Source organism: Streptomyces buecherae (genome assembly GCF_014295035.1).
GTDB lineage: Bacteria > Actinomycetota > Actinomycetes > Streptomycetales > Streptomycetaceae > Streptomyces > Streptomyces youssoufiensis.
The window spans coordinates 1,042,136-1,061,411 of record NZ_CP060404.1; the positions used below are offsets into that span (position 1 = coordinate 1,042,136).

Here is a 19,276-nt window from a genome sequence, read left to right on the forward strand (position 1 = left end):
AAAACTAGGAGCCGGCCATCGATGTCGGCAATGACGTCTCACCCGCAGATACCGACATGCCACAGCGCCCTGCCCACACCCCTGGGGGACCCGTGCCGGACACCGTCCGCCGTCTCGTCGTCATCATGCTCTTCGACGGCGTCGACCTGCTCGACGTCACCGGGCCGCCGGAGGTGTTCTCGCTGGCTCTGCGCGAGACCGAGGAGGCCGCGGGCTACCGGGTGCTGCTCGCCGCCGCGACCACGGACCCGGTCACCACCGGCGCCGGGGTGCGCGTCCTGCCCGACACCACCTTCGCCGAGGCCGCCGCCGGCGCCGTCGACACGCTCATCGTGCCCGGCGCGGTGGAGGTCGACGCCGAACGCCGCGTCCATCCGCTCGTCGACCCGCGCCTGGTGGAGTGGGTCCGGGTGCTGGCCGCCCGCGCCCACCGGGTCGCCTCCGTGTGCGTGGGCGCTCACCTGCTGGCCGCGGCCGGCCTGTTGGACGGCAGGCGCGCCACCACCCACTGGTCGACGGCGCCGCGACTGGCGGCCGACCACCCGGCCGTCACGGTGGACGCCGACCCGATCTTCATCCGCGAGGGCGACGTGTGGACCGGGGCCGGGATCAGCGCCTGCCTCGACCTGTCCCTCGCGCTGATCGCCGACGACCTCGGCGAGGCCGTCGCCCTGCGGGTGGCCCGGCAACTGGTCATGTACCTCAAACGCCCCAGCGGCCAGAGCCAGTTCAGCGCGCCGCTGGAGCAGGTCTCCACCACGCGCCGCGTCGAGGACCTGCGCCACCACGTCCTGCGCCACCTCGACGCGCCCCTGACCGTCGCCGACCTCGCCGCGTACGCGCACGTCAGCGACCGGCACCTGACCCGGCTCTTCAAGACCGAACTCGGCATGACCCCGCACGCCTACGTCGAGTCGGTCCGGGTGGAGAAGGCCCGCCAGGAACTGGAGTCGTCGGACGCGACGCTGGAGCGCGTCGCCGCGCTCTGCGGTTTCGGCACGACCGACACCCTGGTACGGGCGTTCCGTCGGCGCCTGAACACCACGCCGACGGAGTACCGGCGGCGGTTCCGGCTACCGGCGCGGCACTGACCTCAGCCCTCCGGCGCGAACAGGTCGTCCTGGGCCGCGTCCATGGCGGTCAGCACGGCGCCCCGGAGCACCGCGCGGCCTCCCACCGTGCCGGCCCGCACCTCCAGGCGGACCGGGGCCATCCGGGCCACCCGCTCCGCCACGCGCCGGGCCAGCTCGTCGCCGCCCGCGCGCCCGCACTCGCCCCCGATGACCACGCAGCCCGGGTCGAGCACGGCGCTCACGGCCGCGACCCCGATGGCGACGCCGTCCGCGTACGCGTCGAGGAACGCCTCCGCCGGCCCGACCGGCACCCCAGCGCCCCCGCCCTCCTCGCGCTCGTCCCGCTCGCCCCGGCTCTCCCGTACGGCGGCCACGGCGGCGCGCAGCGCGCGCTCGGCCGCCTCGACGCCCGTGCCCTCGACGGGGAGGCCGTGCCGGAGCGCGAGGTCGCACAGCGCGGGGCCGCCGGCGAGCGAGTGGAATCCCCCCTCGCAGCCGCTCGCGCTGGGCAGCCCGCCGGTGCCCGCGACCGGCAGGAACCCGATCTCCCCCGCGCCCCCGGACGCCCCCCGGCGCAGCGCGCCGTCCAGCACGACCGCCGCGCCGGTCCCGCCGCCGAGCCACAGCAGCACGAAGGTGTCCCGGTCGCGGGCAGCGCCGAGCCGCTGCTCGGCGACGGCGGCGAGGTTGGCCTCGTTCTCCAACAGCAGCTCGGCCGGGAAGTGCGCGCGCACCGCGGCGACCAGGTCGGCGTGCCAGCGCGGGAGCCAGCCCGTGTTGCTGCCCAGGGCGCCGGTGGCCGGGTCGAGCAGGCCGGGCGCGCCCACCCCGATGGTGTGCAGCGAGGTCGCCCCGGCCCGCGCGGCGGTGCTGGTCAGCAGGTCCACGGCCGCCGCCACCGCGGGCGGGCCGGCGGCGGGCCGGCCCGGCTCGCCGGTGGCCCGCGGGGCGATGGGCAGCGACGCCTCGGCCAGCGTGCGGCCGAGCAGGTCGGCTACGCAGACGGTGACCCGGTCGGTGCGCACGTCGATCCCGGCCAGGTGGGCGCGGTCCGCGACGATGCCGTACAGCCGGGCGTTGGGTCCGCGCCGCTCGGCGCCCGCCTCACCCACCACGGTGATCAGCCGGGCTCCCCGCAGCCGTTCCACGAGGTCGGCCACGGTCGGCCGGGACAGCCCGGTGAGCTGCTTGAGCTGGCCGGCCGTCAGCGGCCCTTCGCGTTGCAGGAGGGCCAGCGCCAGGCGGTCGTTGATGGCGCGGGCGGTGCTCGGGGAGGCGGTCTTGCCGCCGGAGTGCACACGCGTCGGGGACATGCCGGAATCCTTGCACGCCCCGTGGGAAATCGGTTATTTATCAGGCAGGGTTCCTGATAGTTTCTCGGCGCGCCGGGGAACCCTCCCCGGAGGCCCCGGGATCGGGGCCGACTTCGAGGCTGGGAGGGCCGGGCAGCATGGTGGACGCCGGGACAGGAACGGGCGCCGGGAAACCGGCCGCCGGGCAGCGGCTGCGCCGGGCGCGCGTCGCCGTCGCGCTGGTCTTCGCCGTGCACGGCGCGGTCACCGGCAGCTTCGCGACCCGCGTGCCCTGGGTGCAGGACCACACGGACGCGAGCGCCGGCCAGCTCGGCCTCGCCCTCGCCTTCCCCGCCATCGGCGCCTCGGTGGCGATGCCGCTGGCCGGCTGGGTCAGCCACCGGTTCGGCGCCCGGACCGCGCTGCGCGGGATGCTCGCGCTGTGGACCCTCTCGCTCACGCTGCCCGCCCTCGCGCCCAACCTGGTCGCGCTGTGCGGGGTGCTGCTCGTCTACGGGGCCACGGCGGGCATGTCGGACGTGGCGATGAACGCGCTCGGCGTGGAGACCGAGGAGCGCCTGGGCCGCTCGATCATGTCCGGGCTGCACGGCATGTGGAGCGTGGGGGCGCTGATCGGCTCGGCCGCCGGTACGGTCGCCGCCCACGCGGAGGTGGACGCCCGCGCGCACCTGGCGGTGACCGCGGCCGTGCTGACCGTGCTCGGCGCGCTGGCCTGTCGCGGCGTACTCGACCTGCGCAGCGCCCCGGACGAGCACCCGCCGCCGCACTTCGCGCTGCCGCCGAGGTCGGCCCTGGTCATCGGCGCCGTCGGGTTCTGCGCGGTGTTCGCCGAGGGCGCCAGCCTGGACTGGTCGGCGGTCTACCTGCGGGACGAGCTGAACACCTCGCCGGGCCTGGCCGCCGCGTCCACCACGGCGTTCGCCTGCACGATGGCGATCGCCCGGCTGGCCGGGGACGCGGTGGTGACCCGGTTCGGGGCGGTGCGCACGGTGCGTACGAGCGGGGTGTGCGCGACGCTGGGCGGCCTGCTGGTCGTCACGGCCACCCATCCGGCCATGGCCCTCGGCGGCTTCGCGCTGCTCGGCCTCGGGGTGGCCGTGGTGGTGCCGCTGGCGTTCGCCGCGGCGGGACGCAGCGGCCCGGCGCCGAGCCAGGCCATAGCGGGCGTGGCGACCATCACCTACACCTCGGGCCTGATCGCCCCCTCGGCGATGGGCTCGGTGGCCGACCTGACCTCGCTGACGGTCTCCTTCGGCCTGGTCACGCTGCTGGCCCTGGGGCTGGTCGTGGGCGCCGGGGTGCTCCGCTCGGCGGGCCGGGTGACGCCGGCCACGGGCCCGACCGAGGCCGGCGGGGTGGACGGGGCGGGGGCGCCCGGCGCGGCGGACGCGGCGCCGACACGGGACGCCTGAGCAGACGCGGGGGCCCGGGCCGACACGGGACGCCCGAACCCGCCGCGGGGCCTGCGTCGACGCGAGACGCCTGAACCCGCCGCGGGGCCTGCGCCGACGCGCGGCCCGAGCCGCGCCGGGCCGGCGGCCGGGCGGGGCGGTCGCGCGGGCCCGGCGCCCCGGGCGGCCCGGCAGCGACCCGAGGTGTCGGCGAGCGGACCGGGGCGGGCCGGGCAGGGGTGGCGTTACTTACCGGTTTCCGTGTCGTACTCCGTGGTGCCGCCGTCGAGGAGGGCCGGGCGGTGGGTGCCGGCGGCCTTGGACAGCCAGCGCAGGGCGTGGTAGCCGGTGAGCACGATCAGGGTGCCGAGGGCGATGCCGCTCAGTTCGAAGTTGTCGGTGAACTTCAGCGAGACCCCGCCGATGCCGATGATGACGCCCGCGGCGGCCGGCACCAGGTTCAGCGGCTGGGAGAAGTCCACCTTGTTCCGTACCCAGATCTGCGCGCCGAGCAGGCCGATCATGCCGTACAGGATGACCGTGATCCCGCCCAGCACGCCGCCGGGGATCGCGGCTACCACGGCACCGAACTTGGGGCAGAGGCCGAAGAGGACCGCGAAGCCGGCCGCCGCCCAGTAGGCAGCCGTCGAGTAGACCCGGGTGGCGGCCATGACGCCGATGTTCTCGGCGTACGTCGTCGTGGCCGGGCCGCCGACCGCGGTGGACAGCATGGAGGCGGTGCCGTCCGCGGCGATCGCGGTGCCCATCCTGTCGTCCAGCGGGTCGCCGGTCATCTCGCCGACCGCCTTGACGTGGCCCGCGTTCTCGGCGATCAGGGCCACCAGGACGGGCAGCGCCACGAGGATCGCGGACCACTCGAAGCTCGGCGCGTGGAAGGTCGGCGTGCCGAACCAGTTCGCGTCGGCGACGCCGGAGAAGTCGATCCGCCAGTGGTCGGTCACCTTGCCCGAGCCGTCCGCCGAGTGGATCTTGCCCGTGGTGCGGTCCAGGACCCAGGAGAGCACGTACCCGAAGACCAGGCCGAGGAAGATGGCGACGCGCGCCCAGAAGCCGCGCAGCACCACCAGGGCCAGGCCGGTGAAGAGCATCGTGGCCAGCGCCGTCCACTGGTCCTGCGGCCAGTAGGTGCCCGCGGTCACGGGCGCCAGGTTGAAGCCGATCAGCATGACCACGGCGCCGGTCACCGCCGGCGGCAGGACGGCGTGGATGACCTTGCCGCCGATGACCTGGATGATCACGCCACAGAGCGCGAGCGCCGCGCCCACCACGAACAGGGCGCCGGTCAGCGTGCCGACGTCACCGCCCTGGCCGGCGATGACGGCGGCGACCCCGACGAAGGAGAGCGACGACCCCAGGTAGCTCGGAATCCGCCCCCGCGTCAGCAGCAGGAACAGGATCGTCGCCACGCCCGACGCCATGAGGGCCAGGTTCGGGTCCAGGCCCATGAGGACCGGGGCGACGAAGCAGGCGCCGATCATCGAGACGACGTGCTGGGCACCGAGCCCGGCCGTACGTCCCCACGACAGCCGCTCGTCCGGCTTGACGACTTCCCCCGGCCGCAGGTTCTTGCCGTCTCCGTGCAGCTTCCATCCGAAGCCCGCCATGCTCACGCTCCACATTCGCGACACTCTGCGCGACGCAGAGCCGGGGTGATGATGAGCGGCCCACCCCACCGGAGGCAAACCGAGCCGAAAGCGACCCATCGCCCCGGACGGCCGAGTGAACGGCCCGTCGCACGCTTTTCGTACGTACGTTCCCACGACCGGGAGGCGACCCTGCCGGCACCGGCCCACGTCCCGCGTGGCCACCCTGCTGACCTGCGAAGGCGTCAGTTCGCCGACGTACGGGAGCAGTTGCGCGCCGCGCGCCGACCGAGCCTTCTCCGCCCGCCGCGACCGGCCCGCACCCGGACGACCGGCCGTGGGGCCGCGCCCCGGAGCCGCGACGGCGCACCCGGATCACGCCGCCACCCTCCGCCGTCCCGCCGCCCCCGCGCTTCCGTATCACGGAAGCCACTGCCCGCGATCAGGGTGCCGGCTGCCCGACTCGCGCCCGTACGCGCCCGCCATCGATCCCCGCCGAAGCCGTGGCCGACCCGACACGAGCCGTAACCAACCCCCCTCGGCCTGCTCCCTCGGCCAGGCTCCGCGCCTGTGGCAACCCTCCAGCCACGGGGGCCGAGTCCGGTTCATCCGTTATGAGGAAGGAACAACCGAGGGCTCCCCGGCGGGCGTTCGGGCTGGGACGCTGGCCGCATGACGCAGGCCGAACAGCGATACACCACTCGCCCCGCCCCTCGGCGCGCCGCTCCTCCCACCGTGGAGCAGGCGCTGCACCGGATGACCGCGTTGGAGCGCGCGCTGCCCGGGCGGGACGGGGTCGCCGTGTTCAACGGCGTGTACCTCTCGGTGACCCAGGAGGTCGAGGACCGGCTCTCGGCGGGTCACTTCCACCACGGGCCGGCGGCCGAGGAGCTGACGGCCCGGTTCGCGGCGCGCTATCTGGCCGCGGTGGACGCGGCGGCCCACGGCGGGCGCCCGTCCCCGGCCTGGCGCCCACTGTTCGACCTGCGGCGGCATCCGGCGGTTCAGCCGGTGCAGTTCGCCCTGGCCGGGATCAACGCGCACATCGGCAACGACCTGGCCCTCGCGCTCCGCGACACCTGCGTCTCGCTCGGCTGCGAACCGGCCGCGCTGGAGGCCGACTTCGACCGGGTGGGCGACGTGCTGACCGGCCTGGAGGAGCGGGTACGGGAGGAGCTGATGCCCGGGCCCGACCTGCTCGACATCGCCGATCCGCTCACCCACCTGGTCGGGGCGTGGAGCCTGGACCGGGCCCGCGACGCGGCGTGGGGCGCCTTCCGGGCACTGTGGGGGCTGCGCGAACAACCGGACCTCGCCCGGGAGTTCGCGGAGCGGGTCGACGCCGGCGTCGGTCTGGTGGGACGGGTGCTGCTGACGCCGCTCAGGCCGTGCGACTGACCGAGGCCGCGCCCTCGCCCGGCCCACGGGTGACCGGGCGGGGCTGGCTCAGTCCTCGGGCAGTGCCACCGGCGCGATCGCGTCGTAGACGTCCCCCGGGCCGGGGTTGGTGGGGTCGGTCGCGCCGCCGAGGTGGTGCATCACGCCCCACACCGCGTTCAGCGCCGTCTGCACCGCGCCCTCGGCCCAGCCGGCCGTCCACGAGATGTCGTCACCGGCCAGGAAGATGCCCCGCTTGTCGGCGGGCAGCCGGTCCTGCATGAAGTGGGTGAACAGGCGCCGCTGGTAGCGGTAGTGGCCCGGCAGGTTGGCCTTGAAGGCGCCCATGAAGTACGGCTCGTTCTCCCAGGAGACGGTCACCGGGTTGCCGATGATGTGCTGGCGGATGTCCACCTTGGGGTAGATCTCGCGCAGCGACTTGAGCATGACCTCCATCCGCTCGTTCGCGGACAGCGGCAGCCACTTGAGGCTGTCGTCGCACCAGGTGTAGGAGAGGCAGATCACGGCGGGCTGGTCCGGGCCGTTGTCGAGGAGGTAGGTGCCGCGGGTCATGCGGTCGGTGAGCGTCATGCTCATCACGTCCCGCCCGGTCTCCTCGTCGGTGTCCAGCCAGAACGGCCGGTCCACGGGGACGAACAGCTTGCTGGACTCCATGTAGTGGGTGCGCTCCACCGCCGTCCAGTGGTCGATCGGGAAGAGCGCGTCGTCACAATCGATCTTGGACAGCAGCATCCAGCTCTGCGCCGTGAAGATCGCCGAACGGTAGGTGCGGATGTCGCCGGACGCGTCCGTGACCGTGATCCGGTTGCCCGCCGTGCGGTGCAGCCGGGTGACCGCGGGGCGCGGCGCGCCCTCGTGCAGCGAGCTGAGCGAGGTGCCCTGCGCCCAGTACGTGATCTTCTGCGGTGCGCGCTCCCACAGCCGCTCGGGCAGTTGCTGGCTGCCACCGACGATGCCGCGGTGGTCGTCGTCGGCGCCGGTGTAGACGACGCGCAGGATCTCCAGGATGGAGTTGGGGAAGTCGGTGTCCCAGCCGCCGGTGCCGAACCCGACCTGGCCGAAGATCTCCCGGTGCCGGAAGGACGCGAAGGCCGGGGAGTCGCAGAGGAAGCCGTAGAACGTCTGGTTGTCCAGCTTCTCCACGAGCTGGGACCAGATCGCGCGGATGGTGGGGATGTCCCGTTCGCGCAGCGCCCGCTGCATGGCGGAGAAGTCCGCGCCCTCCTCCAGGCAGGCGTTCCACGCGTCCATCACCTGGTGGTAGACCTCGGGCAGGTCCTCCAGGGTGCGCGCGTAGTGCGACTGGCCCTTGAGGTCCACGACGGTGGAGGGGGTGTCGGGGGCCAGCGGGTTGGGGAACGGCCGGGTCTCCAGGCCCACCAGGTCGATGTAGTGCTGGAGGGCGGTGGAGCACGGCGGGAAGCGCATGGCGCCCATCTCGGCGGTCAGCGGCTGGCCGTCGTCGGTGGTGCAGCCCTCGAAGCGGTCGGTGCGCAGCCGGCCGCCGATCCGGTCGGCCTCGTAGACGACCGGGCGCAGCCCCATCTTCATCAGCTCGTAGGCGGCGACGATGCCGGACAGGCCGCCGCCGATGACCGCGACCTCGGTGCCGTGCTCGGTCGCGGGCACCTGCCCGAGGCCGGCCGGGTGGTCCAGGTAGTCGTCGTACGCGTACGGGAAGTCGGGCCCGAACATCGTGAGCGGCGGCTGGACGGGCCGCGTCGGCTGCTCGTCGTGGGCGGCGGTGGGCACCGTGGACGTCATGGGGGCGGGCTCCTTGCGTGCGGGCGCGGCGGCGCGCGCTCGGGCGGGCACGGGCGGCGGGCCGTGCGGGCGGTGAAGGTGACGGTGAGGGGTGGCGGTGGGCGCGGGACGGCAGGGCGGAGCCGGGCCGTGGCGGACCGACGGCGGGCGACGGTGGGGCGGGGCGAGGGAGCGCGCGTACGGGGTGGGCCTGGCCGCCCCGTACGGAACGGGTCAGCTCAGGGCGGTGTACAGCGCGGGGCGACGGTCGCGCAGATACGGGTTGGCCTCGCGCGACGCGGCCAGGAACGCCGCGTCGACGTCGGCCATCACCAGCTCCGTGCCCTGACCGGCGCGGGCCCTGGCGATCCCGTCGGGCCCGGCCAGGCAGCTTCGACCGACGAAGTCCAACCCGCCCTCGCGCCCGCAGCGGTTGACGTACGCGATGTAGAGCTGGTTCTCGAACGCGCGGACCGGGACGAGGGATTCGGCGACGAACTGGAACGGGTGCATCTGCGCGGTCGGAACCAGCAGCAGGTCGGTGCCGGCCAGCGCGTGCGCGCGGACGTACTCCGGGAACTCCACGTCGTAGCAGATCATGACGCCGACCCGGAGCCCGTCCAGCGCGGGGAGTTCGACCTGGGCCACGGGCGGGTTCCCGGGCGTGAACCAGCGCTCCTCGAACGCGCCGTACAGGTGCGCCTTGCGGTAGTTGAGCAGGCGCTCGCCGTTCGGGTCGATCAACTGGGCCGAGTTGTAGATCAGCTCGCCATCGCGCTCGGGGTAGCCGTAGCAGATGGCGACGCCGTGCCGGGCGGCCGTGCGCGCGACGGCCTGGGCGGACGGGCCGTCCGCCGGCTCGGCGAGGTCGGGCATGCGCTTCCCGATCGCGTACCCGGTCAGGAACAGCTCCGGAGCGGTGAGCAGTCGGGCGCCGGCGGACGCGGCGCGGGCGACTGCGTCGTCGAGGAGGCCCAGGTTGTGCTCGACCTCGCCGGGTCGTCCCGACGTCTGCAACAGGGCGGTGCGCGGCGTGGTCATGGAACCCCTCGGGCGGTGATGCGGGCACAGGGCCACGGCGGACGGTGCGGCTTGCGGGCGGCCATGTAGACGGTACGGTCTGCCCCCGAGACCGGACAAGACGGCTCCATTGCGCGCCCAGGAGAGATTCGTTGCGTGTTCAAGCCTTTGTGCGGCGTTTCGTTGCGCACCGCGTTCACGCAGGTGGGAGCGGAGGCGTCAGCCCGTGGGGGGACGGCGGGGGCTGCGCCGCTACCTCTGGGGTCGTATCCCCGGGTACGGGGGGACGACCGCGCACGTACGGATGATCAGCCCGTGGAGCGATGTGCGCGACCCGGGCCCGGCGGCAGGCTGGTGACCGTCAACACGACCAGTCGCGCTGCCCGTGCGGCCACCGCCCCGGAAGGGTCGCCATGAACCGTTTCTCGCCCCGGATGTCCGCCGCCACGCCCACCCGGGTCCGCCTCGCCGCGCTCGGCGTCGCCGTGCTGCTGGCCGCCGGCGCGGCCGGCGCCGCGGCGGCCTCCCCCGGGAGCGGCCCGTCGGCCGACGCCACGACCGCCCCGGAGCGCGCGGGGCCCGTCGAGCCGGGCGGCTCCAACGGCGCCGACCCGTGGTTCCCGTTCGCCGCGTACGAGCTGCCGGACGGGGACCAGGGCACGATCAGCCCCCGGCCGGTCGGCGCGACCGATACCTCTCCGATAGCCCCGCCGAACGCGGCAGGCTGACGGCGCTCCCCTGCTCCCGTCCCGGTCTATCGGCCGTTCGCGGACGCCACCGCGCGGCGGCCACGCCGCGGCACACCACGCACCTCCCGAAACCCCCGGCCCGGGTCCGTCGTACTCCGTGCCGGGAGACCGGACGACAGGTCCGCACGATGGCCGGCCGCTCCCGCGCCAGCGCCGCGGACCGGGGCAAGCACCGGAGGTGGGCAGCCGCCCGGAGCACGGCTGCCGCTTGGCCCCGTCGCCCACCGCTCGCCACCCTCCGGAGGCGACACTCATCGGCGACGTCGTCCACACGGCGGCCACCACCGCGCGCACGGATCGCGCCTCGCGGTGGTCGCCGTACCGCCCGCTCCCCCCGCCCGTCGGCCCCACCGACCGCACCACCACGCCCTGGCCCGGCCACGGCACGGCTCGCTCGGCCCGCCTCGGCGCGGGGCGCCGGAGGCCGACCGGTCCTGCCGTGGCTATGTGGGGGCGCCGGAGCTGAAGCGCCGCAGCAGCGGAGAGAGGACCAGGACCGACTTGGTGCGCTCGACGAACGGCTCGCCCGCGATGCGTTCCAACACGCCCTCGAAGTGGCGCATGTCGGAGGCGAAGACCTGCACGATGGCGTCCGCCTCGCCCGTGATGGTGGAGGCGGACACGACCTCCGGGTAGCGCGAGAGGCCGCGGTGGATGTCCGTGGGCGAGGTGTTGCGGCGGCAGTACAACTCGACGAAGCCCTCGGTCTGCCAGCCGAGCGCCACGGGGTCCACGCGCACCGTGAAACCGGTGATCGCGCCCTCGGCGCGCAGCCGGTCCACTCGCCGCTTGACGGCGGGGGCGGACAGGCCGACTTCTGCGCCGATGTCGGCGTACGAGCGGCGGGCGTCCTCGGCGAGGGCGTGCACGATGCGTTCGTCGAGCGGGTTCAGTCGCACTGCGGGTGGGTTCATTTCTCTGCGGCGCCCGGCCGCGGGCGGCCGGTGGGCGGAACGGTGGATCAAGGCCCATCGTCACACGAAACGCGCGATGCGGCTGTTGATCTTCCCTGGGCCCCAGCCTGGGCTCGATCCCGGCCCTGCCCCGGCCCCCCGATGTCGCCCCCGCCTCGCCGGCTCGCCTCGCCGACTCGGGTATCGGGCTGCCGCCCGCCCGTCCGATCGTCCGCCCGTCCGATCGTCACGGCCCGCCCTCGATGCAGATCCCGGCACCGATCCCGAGACCGGCTCGGCCGGTGTCTCCCCCGCTGTCACCCCCCGCACTCCTGCCCCTCTCCCCCTTCTCGCTCACCCGGCGCGGTCGCTCGATGGCGGCCTGGGGCGGGCTCAGGTCACGGTCATGGTGTTGCGGAAGGAGCGCCAGTGCAGCCACGTCAGGTTGGCGAGCGTGGGACACAGGTCGCGCTGGGCCACCGGCGCCTCCCGGCGGTCGGCGCCCATCCGGAAGCAGCCGAGGGCGTGTGCCCTGGCCACGACCGCCGTGACCTCCTGCGCGCTCCGCTTCTCGTCGACGAACTGACCAGCGGGAAGCTCGCCCTCGATGTGCGCGTACGCCGCGTCGGCCACCTTTCGGGCGGCGGTGAGCGCCTTCCCACAGGCCACGGCGTCCCAGGCCGCGTCGCCGCACGCGGAAGCGTCCACCGCGTCGTAGCGGGTCCTGTGGGTCGCTAAGAACTCGGCCGGGCTGGCGGGGGCGGGTTTCGACGGCCGGGAACTGTCGGCGGCGAGAGCGCCGGACCGCGACGCCACGAGCCACCCGGTGGAGTTCGGCCGAGCGACGGCCACCCGTCGTTCCCCGCGTCCCCCGCCCCCGTCCCGCTCGCCGTCGCTGCCGCACCCGCTCAGCGTCAGCGCCGCCGCACCCGCGGCGACCCAGGCAACGTACCGGGGCATGATCATGCGTTCTCTCCCTTGTGCTGGTGACCTGGGGCTCGGTACCCACGCCGCGCGGGCACGCGTCGCGTCGTACGCCGCAGGTTCGCGTGCCGGGCGGGGCACCGGGCTCAGACCGCCGTTCGTGTCGGTGGCCGTCCGGTGCTCAACAGTCCAGCACACCACGGGCGGTTCGGCGGCCCCACCGTGCCCGCGAAGCAACCCGCTCACCCGCAACCAGCACATCCGGAGGCCCTGCGTCCCTCCACCACCGTGCGGCAAGCTGGGCTCGCGGGGCCCGCGCGCCAGGCGCCGCGGCCACAGCGGGAGACCGCCGGAGACAGCCAAAGACAGCCGCAGAGGCCAGCGGTGGGGGGACAGCGCATGTTGGTGCTCGTCGAGTTGCTGGTGAACTTCCACCCGGCCAAGGTGAAGTCACGCGCCGCGTACGCCTTGTCGGCCGTCGTGATGACACTCATCGCACTGTGCGGCTCAGCCAGCGTGTGCCGCTGCTTCGGCCAGCCCTGGCCGCAGGCGCTGACGTGGGCCGTCGTCGCCGCCGGCTGTGTCGCCGCCGCGTACGTCCTCGCGTACCCCTTCGTCAGAGGGCGGTTGACCGCTCGCTGACCCGCGAGCAAGGGCCCTGCGGGTTTCGACAACCGAAGCGCTGTAACCTCAGCCGCGCGGCGCCGGCACGGCGCGTGCCCAACTGTGGTCATCCGTCAGGTAGGCGTCCAACGCCAGACCAGCGGCGGCGAGTTCGGCCTCGAACGCGGCGTCCGGGAGGACGCGGGAGACGAAGGAGTGGCTCCACTCGGCCCCCTCGTACGCGTACTCCATGCGCACCGCGACCCGGTCGGCGCCGCGGTGTTCCACCGAGGCCATGCGGATGCGCAGCCCGTCGCGTTCCCAGGTGCGGGGCACCGTGGCCGCGTCGTGCCAGCGGTCGTTCTCGCGCTGGAGCAGTACGCAGCCGTCGGGCGCCACGTGCCGGGCGCAGGCGCCCAACAGGGCCGCGCCCAGCGCCCCGTCCGCCGTGTTCACCAGGAACGAGGCGAGGAGCACGGCGTCGAAGCGCTCGCCCAGGTCGAGGCGCTCGATGGGCGAGCACACCGTGCGCGCGCCCCTGACGTGCGCCAGCATCTCCGGCGACTCGTCCACGGCGACCACCTCGAAGCCCCGCTCCACCAGCGGCCTGGTCAACCGTCCCGCGCCGGAGCCGAGTTCGAGCAGCCGCGCCCCGGCCGGTACGTGGGCCGCCACGATCTCCGGCTCGTCACCCGCCGGCAGGCGGGCGTACATCTCCACGGCGCAGCCGTCCGGCGTGATGGCCCCCGGGCCCGTCCCCTCGTGTCCCTCGCGTCTCGTGGCGTCCATCCCGCCATCACAGCACGCGCCCCGTCCTCGGCGACAGACGTCGGCGGGCGCTTCCCGCGTGCGGTAGTGCGGGAAGCGCGGTCGTGCGGGAAGCGCGGTCGTGCGTCGTGGGCGCGAGGAGGGGCCGGCGCGGTCAGGCGTCGGGGGCGGCGCGTCCCAGGTCGCGCACGAGGTCCAGCATCTCCGCGCGGTAGAGCGCGGCCGGGTCGTCGTACACGGGGCGCAGGTGGCCGTGGATCTCCAGGGTGACCAGGCCGTGCAACCGCGCCCAGATCCGCAGGGCGCGAGCGGCCACGGCGGGCGTGAGGTCCGGGGCCTCGGCGCGCACCCGGGCCCGGTAGGCGGGCGGGAAGTCGGACCAGTCGTCGTCGGGCTCCGTGGGCGCCGGCCGGCTGGCGCAGGCAGCCACCAGGCGGTTGAGCCCGCCGCAGATCCGCAGCGCCGCCTCGTCAACCGGCCCCTCCCCCGGCGGGGGCTGGTAGCCGGGGAGCGGGTCGCCGTAGACGAGTTGGAAGCCCTGCGGGTGGGCCAGGGCCCACGCGCGCAGGGCCTCGCCCCAGGCGAGCAGCCGCCGCTCCGGGTCGGACGCGGGCGCCTCGTCCCGGGCCCGCTCCAACGCGTCGGCGAGCCCGTGGCCGAAGGTCCGGATCAGCTCCGTGACCAGGTCGTCCCGGGTGGGGAAGTAGCTGTAGATGGCGCGCGGTGTCATGCCCATCTCGCGGGCGATGCCCCGCAGGGAGAGCGCCCCTGGGCCGTCGACGGCCATCTGCCGCAAGGCGATCTCCATGATCTGTTCGGTCGCCTCGGCCCGCAGCCGCTCCCGTCGGCTCGGCTCTCGCCGCGTCGCCTCGACCATCGCGCCACCCCTCGTCGCCCGGCCCTCCGGTCGCGGGCCCTCTTCATGATCCCGCATTGCCAAATCGCCGGCGTTACAGAAGTATACGGCGTGTCATTTTTCTTCACCGCGACATCTTTCCTCGCCGCATCACGCATCGCTCCTCTTCGCCGGGTCGCCGCCACGCGCGCGGCCGGCATACCACTGGGAACGGAGTCCGCCATGCCTGCCTACGTGCTCGTCGACGCCGAGGTGTACGACCACGAAGCCGCCGACCGCTACCGCGTGTTGGCCGAGGAGTCGATCGCCCGGTACGGGGGGCGCTACCTGATCCAGGGCACCGTCCCCGAGGCCGCCGAGGGCGGTTGGCCGGCGGGCCGGGTGGTGACCACGCTGGAGTTCCCCGACATGGCCCGCCTCCGGGAGTGGCACACCTCGCCCGAGTACGCGCGGGCCGCGGCGATCCGGGCGGGCGCCATCGACGTGCGCATGCTGTTCGCGGAGGGCACGGCGGCCTGACGAGGGCAGCCCGCCCTCGGGCCGTGGGGCCCCGACCCCGCCCCGGCGCCCGCCGCCACACGCGTCGGCCCGCCCGGTGTGATCGTGACCGACATCGGTCGGGACCACACCGGGCGGGCCGGTTCGCGGACTGTCCGGGTACTGGCTACGGGAACGCCGCCACGCGGGGGCGCCGCGGGCGCGCGCCCGCTACCAGCTCGCGTGCAGCGGCTTGCCCTCCGCGTATCCGGCGGCGCTCTGCACGCCCACCACGGCCCGCTGGTGGAACTCCTCCAGCGAGTCGGCGCCGGCGTAGGTGCAGGCGCTGCGCACGCCCGCGATGATCGTGTCGATCAGGTCCTCGACGCCGGGGCGGGCCGGGTCGAGGAACATCCGCGAGGTCGAGATGCCCTCCTCGAACAGGGCCTTGCGGGCCCGGTCGTAGGCCGACTCCTCGCTGGTGCGGTTGCGCACGGCGCGGGCCGAGGCCATGCCGAAGCTCTCCTTGTACAGCCGCCCGTCGGCGCTCTGCTGGAGGTCGCCGGGGGACTCGTACGTACCGGCGAACCACGAGCCGATCATCACGTTGGACGCGCCGGCCGCGAGCGCCATCGCCACGTCGCGCGGGTGCCGGACGCCGCCGTCCGCCCACACGTGCTTGCCGAGCCTGCGGGCCTCGGCGGCGCATTCGAGGACGGCGGAGAACTGCGGCCGGCCGACGCCGGTCATCATGCGGGTGGTGCACATGGCGCCGGGGCCGACCCCGACCTTGACGATGTCGGCGCCCGCGGCGACCAGGTCGCGCACGCCCTCGGCTGCGACGACGTTGCCCGCGACGATCGGCACCCGCGGGTCGAGCCCGCGCACCGCGTGCAGCGCGTTGATCATCGACTCCTGGTGGCCGTGCGCCGTGTCCACGACCAGCGTGTCCACGCCGGCGTCGAGCAGGGACTTGGCGCGCCCGGCCACATCGCCGTTGACGCCGACGGCGGCGGCGATGCGCAGGCCGCCGGAGGCGTCGGTGGCGGGCGTGTACAGGGTCGCGCGCAGGGCGGCCTTGCGGGTGAGGATGCCCGCGAGCTTGCCGTCCCGGTCCACGGCGGGAGCGAGCTTGCGGTGCGCGGCGTCGAGCTGGTTGAAGGCGAGGCGCGGGTCGATCTCCGCGTCCAGCACCATCAGCTCCTTGGACATGACCTCGGACAACTGCGTGAAGCGGTCCACGCCGGTCAGGTCGGCCTCGGTCACGATGCCGACGGGGCGACCGCCCTCGACGACGACGCCGGCGCCGTGCGCCCGCTTGGGCAGCAGGGCCAGCGCGTCGGCGACGGTCTGGCTCGGGGAAAGCACGATGGGCGTGTCGAGCACGACGTGCCGCGTCTTGACCCAGCCGATGACCTCGGTGACGACGTCGATCGGGATGTCCTGCGGGATGACGACGAGGCCGCCACGGCGGGCCACGGTCTCCGCCATCCGCCGGCCGGCGATGGCGGTCATGTTCGCGACGACCAGCGGAATGGTGGTTCCGGTTCCATCCGGCGAGCTGAGGTCCACGCTCTGCCGGGAACCGACCGCGGAGCGGTTCGGCACCATGAACACATCGTCGTACGTCAGGTCATGGGACGGTCGCACGTCGTTCAGGAATCGCATGCTAACTCTCTCACCTGCGGTTTTACGGAAGGGCGGGTGGGGAGTCAGCGTCGGGCCCAGCGCCTTCGGCGCCTCGGTCCGGGCTGCGGCTCCTACGCCATCATCGCCGATACGGCGCGCAAGTGGCGAACCCGCGTTCGTATCTGTGTACCTTCCACCGAGGCACCCGGGCGTACCTTCGTAGCTTCGCACAAGGCGTGAGCCGCGTCCCGCCCGGGCCGCACGCGACGGCCCGGCCGACCCGCCGGCCGGCAGTCGCAGCCATCCCGGCACCACCACCGCACCGCGCCGCTACGCCGTCGCCCGCTCCCGCACGTCGTCCACGACCGAGGCGTCGAGCGCGGCCCGCACCAGGCCCGCGGCCAGCGCCGCCGTGTCCTCGGTGGGGACCAGGCGGGCGAGACGTTCCGGGCGGTCCGGCAGGCCGAGGCGTTCGGCGCCCCGCAGCGCCTTCGCGTCCAGGTAGGGGGCGAACTCGGGCCAGACCCGCTGCACCTCACGCAGGAAGATGTCGGCACCGGTCGGGCCGAGGCCCGGCACCTCCTGGAGCAGCGCGCGCACCTTCTCCACGTCGCCGTCCGCCTCCCGGCGCATCCGGCGCAGGTCGCTGCCGTAACGGTCGCGCAGCAGTTCGGCGCCGTCGCCGAGCTGGGTCGCCGTGCGCTCGTCGTAGCGGCGATAGCCACCCTCCCCGAGCGCGTCCACGCGCTCCTGCCAGCTCGCGTCGGCCATCCGGCGCGGGTCGCGCAACCCCGCGTCGGCCAGGGCCCGGGCCGTGGAGACCGCCACCGAGGCCCGGATACGGGCGCTCAACAGGTCGGCCAGCACCAGGAGTTGGTAGAGCGGCTGCGGCGTGTCGCGCAGCCGGATGCCCGCCTCCGCCGCGTAGGTCCGGCCGTGGGTGTCGAGCAGGGCGCGCACGGTGGCCCGCTCCCCCGGCTTCTTCTCGCGCGTCTTCGTCATGGCTCAACCTCCCGCCACCCGGGGCCGCGGGCCCCGCGCCCGCGCGCGTCCGCTTCCGAAGCGCCGGCCCGGCCCGCGGGCGGGTGCTAGCGGCCGACGGCCTTGGCCAACTGGTCCTTGTTCATCGACGACCGGCCCTCGACGCCCTTGCGCTTGGCCTCCTCGTAGAGCTGGTCGCGGGTGGGGCCGGCCGCGCCGCTGTGCGAGCGCTTGCCGCCGCGACGGCTGGACGACATGTCCTGGGTGGACGTGCGGCTCGCCGTCTTGGCCTCGCCGGTGCGCGCGCGTTCCTTGTTCACGGTCCGGGCCGCGATCTCCTTCGCCCGCTTCGTGCTCGTACCGCGCTCCTCCTGGCTCTCCTTGATCTTCTCGTACTGCCGCTCACGCTTGTCGCTCGAACCTCGGGGCATGGGGTGCTTCCTCCTCGGTCGTCGTGGGCGCGGGCGCCAAGCCCGCACACCACCTCACTCTGGGAACCTCACTCTGGGACATTTCTACCGGCGTCGCGACACGGCCACGGCCCACGGCCAGCCGCGCCTCGGGGCCGGTGCGCCGCCGGGGCGCGCCGGCTACGCCCACCCGGCCGGGGTCCGGGCCGGGGCCGGTGTCGCGGCGCGGTCCTCATCCCGGTACCCGAGATCGCTCCGGCGAATCGGGTACCCGCGCCCCGGCCGGCGCCCCGGCCGGCGCCCACCGCCACGGTCGGCCGCCGCCCGCGCCGGCCCCCGCGCGACGCTCGCCCCGCACCAACCCGTCCGCCCGTCCGCAGGTTTCCGCGGGCCACCAGCGGCTACCCGGCCAGCGCGAACGAGGACTAGCGAGGGCGACACACAGCTCAAGGAGGCCGGATGACGACGTACGGCTGTTTCCTCGCGTGCGAGGAGCACGGGCCGCGCGCGCTGGTCGAGCAGGCGCGGATGGCCGAGCAGGCGGGGTTCTCGGCCCTGTGGCTCTCCGATCACTTCCATCCCTGGAACGACGAGCAGGGCCAGAGCCCCTTCGTGTGGTCGGTGATCGGGGCGCTGTCCGAGGCCACGTCGCTGCCGGTCGCGACGGCCGTCACCTGCCCGACCGTACGCCTGCACCCGGCCGTCACGGCGCAGGCCGCGGCCACCAGCGCCGTGCAGCTCGGCGGGCGGTTCCGGCTCGGCGTCGGCAGCGGGGAGGCGCTCAACGAGCACGTGCTCGGCGACCGCTGGCCCCCGGCGGCCATCCGGCTGGCCATGCTGGAGGAGGCCGTACAGGTGATGCGGCGGCTCTTCACTGGCGAGGAGGTCAACCACCACGGCACGTACTACACGGTGGAGAACGCCCGGCTCTACACCGTGCCCGAGACGCCCGTGCCCATCGACGTCTCCGGCTTCGGCCCGGCGGCGACCGAGCTGGCCGGGCGGATCGGCGACGGTTACGTCACCATGGCCCCCGACGCCGAGTCCGTCGAGCGCTTCCGCCGCGCGGGCGGCGGCACCAAGCCGGTGCAGGGCGGGCTCAAGGTGTGCTGGGGCCCGGACCGGGAAGAGGCCGTGGACACGGCGCACCGCCTGTGGTCGAGCGAGCAGTTGCCGGGCGAGCTGCCGCAGGTGCTGCCCACGCCGAGCCACTTCGAGCAGGCGACGACGCTGGTGCCGCGCGAGCGGGTCGCGGCGAACGTGCCGTGCGGGGACGACCCCGAGGTGCACGTGTCGGCGATCCGCGCGTACGTGGACGCCGGCTTCGACGCCGTGTACGTCAGCCAGATCGGCCCGGACCAGCGCGGTTTCTTCGACTTCTACCGCACCAAGGTCCTGCCCCGGCTCCCGGGCTGAGCCGCGACCGCCCGGCACCACCGGGCCC

18 protein-coding genes are annotated in these 19,276 nt (G+C 74.4%); 7 read left to right on the top strand and 11 right to left on the bottom strand.

The window, feature by feature from the left end:
* The first annotated feature begins 125 nt into the window (after positions 1-125).
* Positions 126-1,091, top strand: a complete 966-nt coding sequence (locus H7H31_RS03745) for a GlxA family transcriptional regulator (RefSeq protein WP_187063939.1) — start codon at positions 126-128, stop codon at positions 1,089-1,091.
* Positions 1,092-1,093: 2 nt separating this feature from the next.
* Here the strand turns inward: H7H31_RS03745 and H7H31_RS03750 are convergent, their stop codons facing one another.
* The gene (locus tag H7H31_RS03750) at positions 1,094-2,386 is read right to left on the bottom strand and encodes an ROK family transcriptional regulator (RefSeq protein WP_187117775.1); all 1,293 of its coding nucleotides are present in this window, start codon (positions 2,384-2,386) and stop codon (positions 1,094-1,096) included.
* A 137-nt stretch (positions 2,387-2,523) separates the two neighbouring features.
* Here H7H31_RS03750 and H7H31_RS03755 point away from each other — a divergent pair, with 137 nt between their 5' ends.
* The gene (locus tag H7H31_RS03755) at positions 2,524-3,798 is read left to right on the top strand and encodes an MFS transporter (protein WP_187063933.1); all 1,275 of its coding nucleotides are present in this window, start codon (positions 2,524-2,526) and stop codon (positions 3,796-3,798) included.
* Between the two features lie 224 nt (positions 3,799-4,022).
* Here H7H31_RS03755 and H7H31_RS03760 read toward each other — a convergent pair whose 3' ends face one another.
* Positions 4,023-5,402, bottom strand: a complete 1,380-nt coding sequence (locus H7H31_RS03760; protein WP_187063934.1) for a uracil-xanthine permease family protein — start codon at positions 5,400-5,402, stop codon at positions 4,023-4,025.
* A gap of 651 nt (positions 5,403-6,053) precedes the next feature.
* On the opposite strand from H7H31_RS03760, the gene H7H31_RS03765 reads away from it, so the two are divergent.
* Positions 6,054-6,779 carry a DUF5995 family protein gene (locus H7H31_RS03765; RefSeq protein ID WP_222625407.1) on the top strand — a complete coding sequence of 242 codons (726 nt, stop codon included), beginning with the start codon at positions 6,054-6,056 and terminating at the stop codon, positions 6,777-6,779.
* A 48-nt stretch (positions 6,780-6,827) separates the two neighbouring features.
* Here H7H31_RS03765 and H7H31_RS03770 read toward each other — a convergent pair whose 3' ends face one another.
* On the bottom strand, positions 6,828-8,543 hold the full coding sequence (locus H7H31_RS03770; RefSeq protein ID WP_187063935.1) for a flavin monoamine oxidase family protein: 1,716 nt from the start codon (positions 8,541-8,543) through the stop codon (positions 6,828-6,830).
* Positions 8,544-8,756: 213 nt separating this feature from the next.
* Complete coding sequence (locus H7H31_RS03775) at positions 8,757-9,563, bottom strand: carbon-nitrogen hydrolase family protein (protein ID WP_187059789.1); 807 nt, start codon at positions 9,561-9,563, stop codon at positions 8,757-8,759.
* Between the two features lie 392 nt (positions 9,564-9,955).
* Between H7H31_RS03775 and H7H31_RS03780 the strand changes: the two genes are divergently transcribed.
* Entirely contained in the window at positions 9,956-10,270 is a 315-nt protein-coding gene (locus H7H31_RS03780; protein WP_187059790.1) for a hypothetical protein, read from the top strand.
* Between the two features lie 464 nt (positions 10,271-10,734).
* Here the strand turns inward: H7H31_RS03780 and H7H31_RS03785 are convergent, their stop codons facing one another.
* Positions 10,735-11,205, bottom strand: coding sequence for an Lrp/AsnC family transcriptional regulator (locus H7H31_RS03785; RefSeq protein WP_187059791.1), 471 nt, complete (start codon positions 11,203-11,205; stop codon positions 10,735-10,737).
* A 372-nt stretch (positions 11,206-11,577) separates the two neighbouring features.
* A complete protein-coding gene (locus tag H7H31_RS03790) occupies positions 11,578-12,150 on the bottom strand; it encodes a hypothetical protein (protein WP_187117776.1) in 573 nt (190 codons plus the stop codon).
* Between the two features lie 357 nt (positions 12,151-12,507).
* On the opposite strand from H7H31_RS03790, the gene H7H31_RS03795 reads away from it, so the two are divergent.
* On the top strand, positions 12,508-12,750 hold the full coding sequence (locus H7H31_RS03795) for a hypothetical protein (RefSeq protein WP_187062209.1): 243 nt from the start codon (positions 12,508-12,510) through the stop codon (positions 12,748-12,750).
* 48 nt (positions 12,751-12,798) lie between these two features.
* On the opposite strand, the gene H7H31_RS03800 is transcribed toward H7H31_RS03795, so the two are convergent.
* Positions 12,799-13,500, bottom strand: a complete 702-nt coding sequence (locus tag H7H31_RS03800) for a class I SAM-dependent methyltransferase (RefSeq protein ID WP_187062210.1) — start codon at positions 13,498-13,500, stop codon at positions 12,799-12,801.
* 133 nt (positions 13,501-13,633) lie between these two features.
* On the bottom strand, positions 13,634-14,356 hold the full coding sequence (locus H7H31_RS03805) for a TetR/AcrR family transcriptional regulator (protein ID WP_187062211.1): 723 nt from the start codon (positions 14,354-14,356) through the stop codon (positions 13,634-13,636).
* Between the two features lie 201 nt (positions 14,357-14,557).
* Between H7H31_RS03805 and H7H31_RS03810 the strand changes: the two genes are divergently transcribed.
* On the top strand, positions 14,558-14,854 hold the full coding sequence (locus tag H7H31_RS03810; protein ID WP_187062212.1) for a DUF1330 domain-containing protein: 297 nt from the start codon (positions 14,558-14,560) through the stop codon (positions 14,852-14,854).
* Between the two features lie 189 nt (positions 14,855-15,043).
* Here H7H31_RS03810 and H7H31_RS03815 read toward each other — a convergent pair whose 3' ends face one another.
* The 3 genes from H7H31_RS03815 to H7H31_RS03825 all read right to left on the bottom strand — a co-directional run bounded on the left by H7H31_RS03815 (position 15,044) and on the right by H7H31_RS03825 (position 17,853).
* A complete protein-coding gene (locus tag H7H31_RS03815; RefSeq protein ID WP_187062213.1) occupies positions 15,044-16,480 on the bottom strand; it encodes a GuaB1 family IMP dehydrogenase-related protein in 1,437 nt (478 codons plus the stop codon).
* Between the two features lie 291 nt (positions 16,481-16,771).
* Positions 16,772-17,443 (bottom strand): HhH-GDP family DNA glycosylase, encoded by a 672-nt coding sequence (locus H7H31_RS03820; protein WP_187062214.1) that lies wholly within the window; start codon positions 17,441-17,443, stop codon positions 16,772-16,774.
* An 86-nt stretch (positions 17,444-17,529) separates the two neighbouring features.
* Entirely contained in the window at positions 17,530-17,853 is a 324-nt protein-coding gene (locus H7H31_RS03825) for a plasmid stabilization protein (protein WP_176165034.1), read from the bottom strand.
* A 438-nt stretch (positions 17,854-18,291) separates the two neighbouring features.
* Between H7H31_RS03825 and H7H31_RS03830 the strand changes: the two genes are divergently transcribed.
* On the top strand, positions 18,292-19,248 hold the full coding sequence (locus H7H31_RS03830) for an LLM class F420-dependent oxidoreductase (protein WP_187062215.1): 957 nt from the start codon (positions 18,292-18,294) through the stop codon (positions 19,246-19,248).
* Positions 19,249-19,276 lie beyond the last annotated feature (28 nt).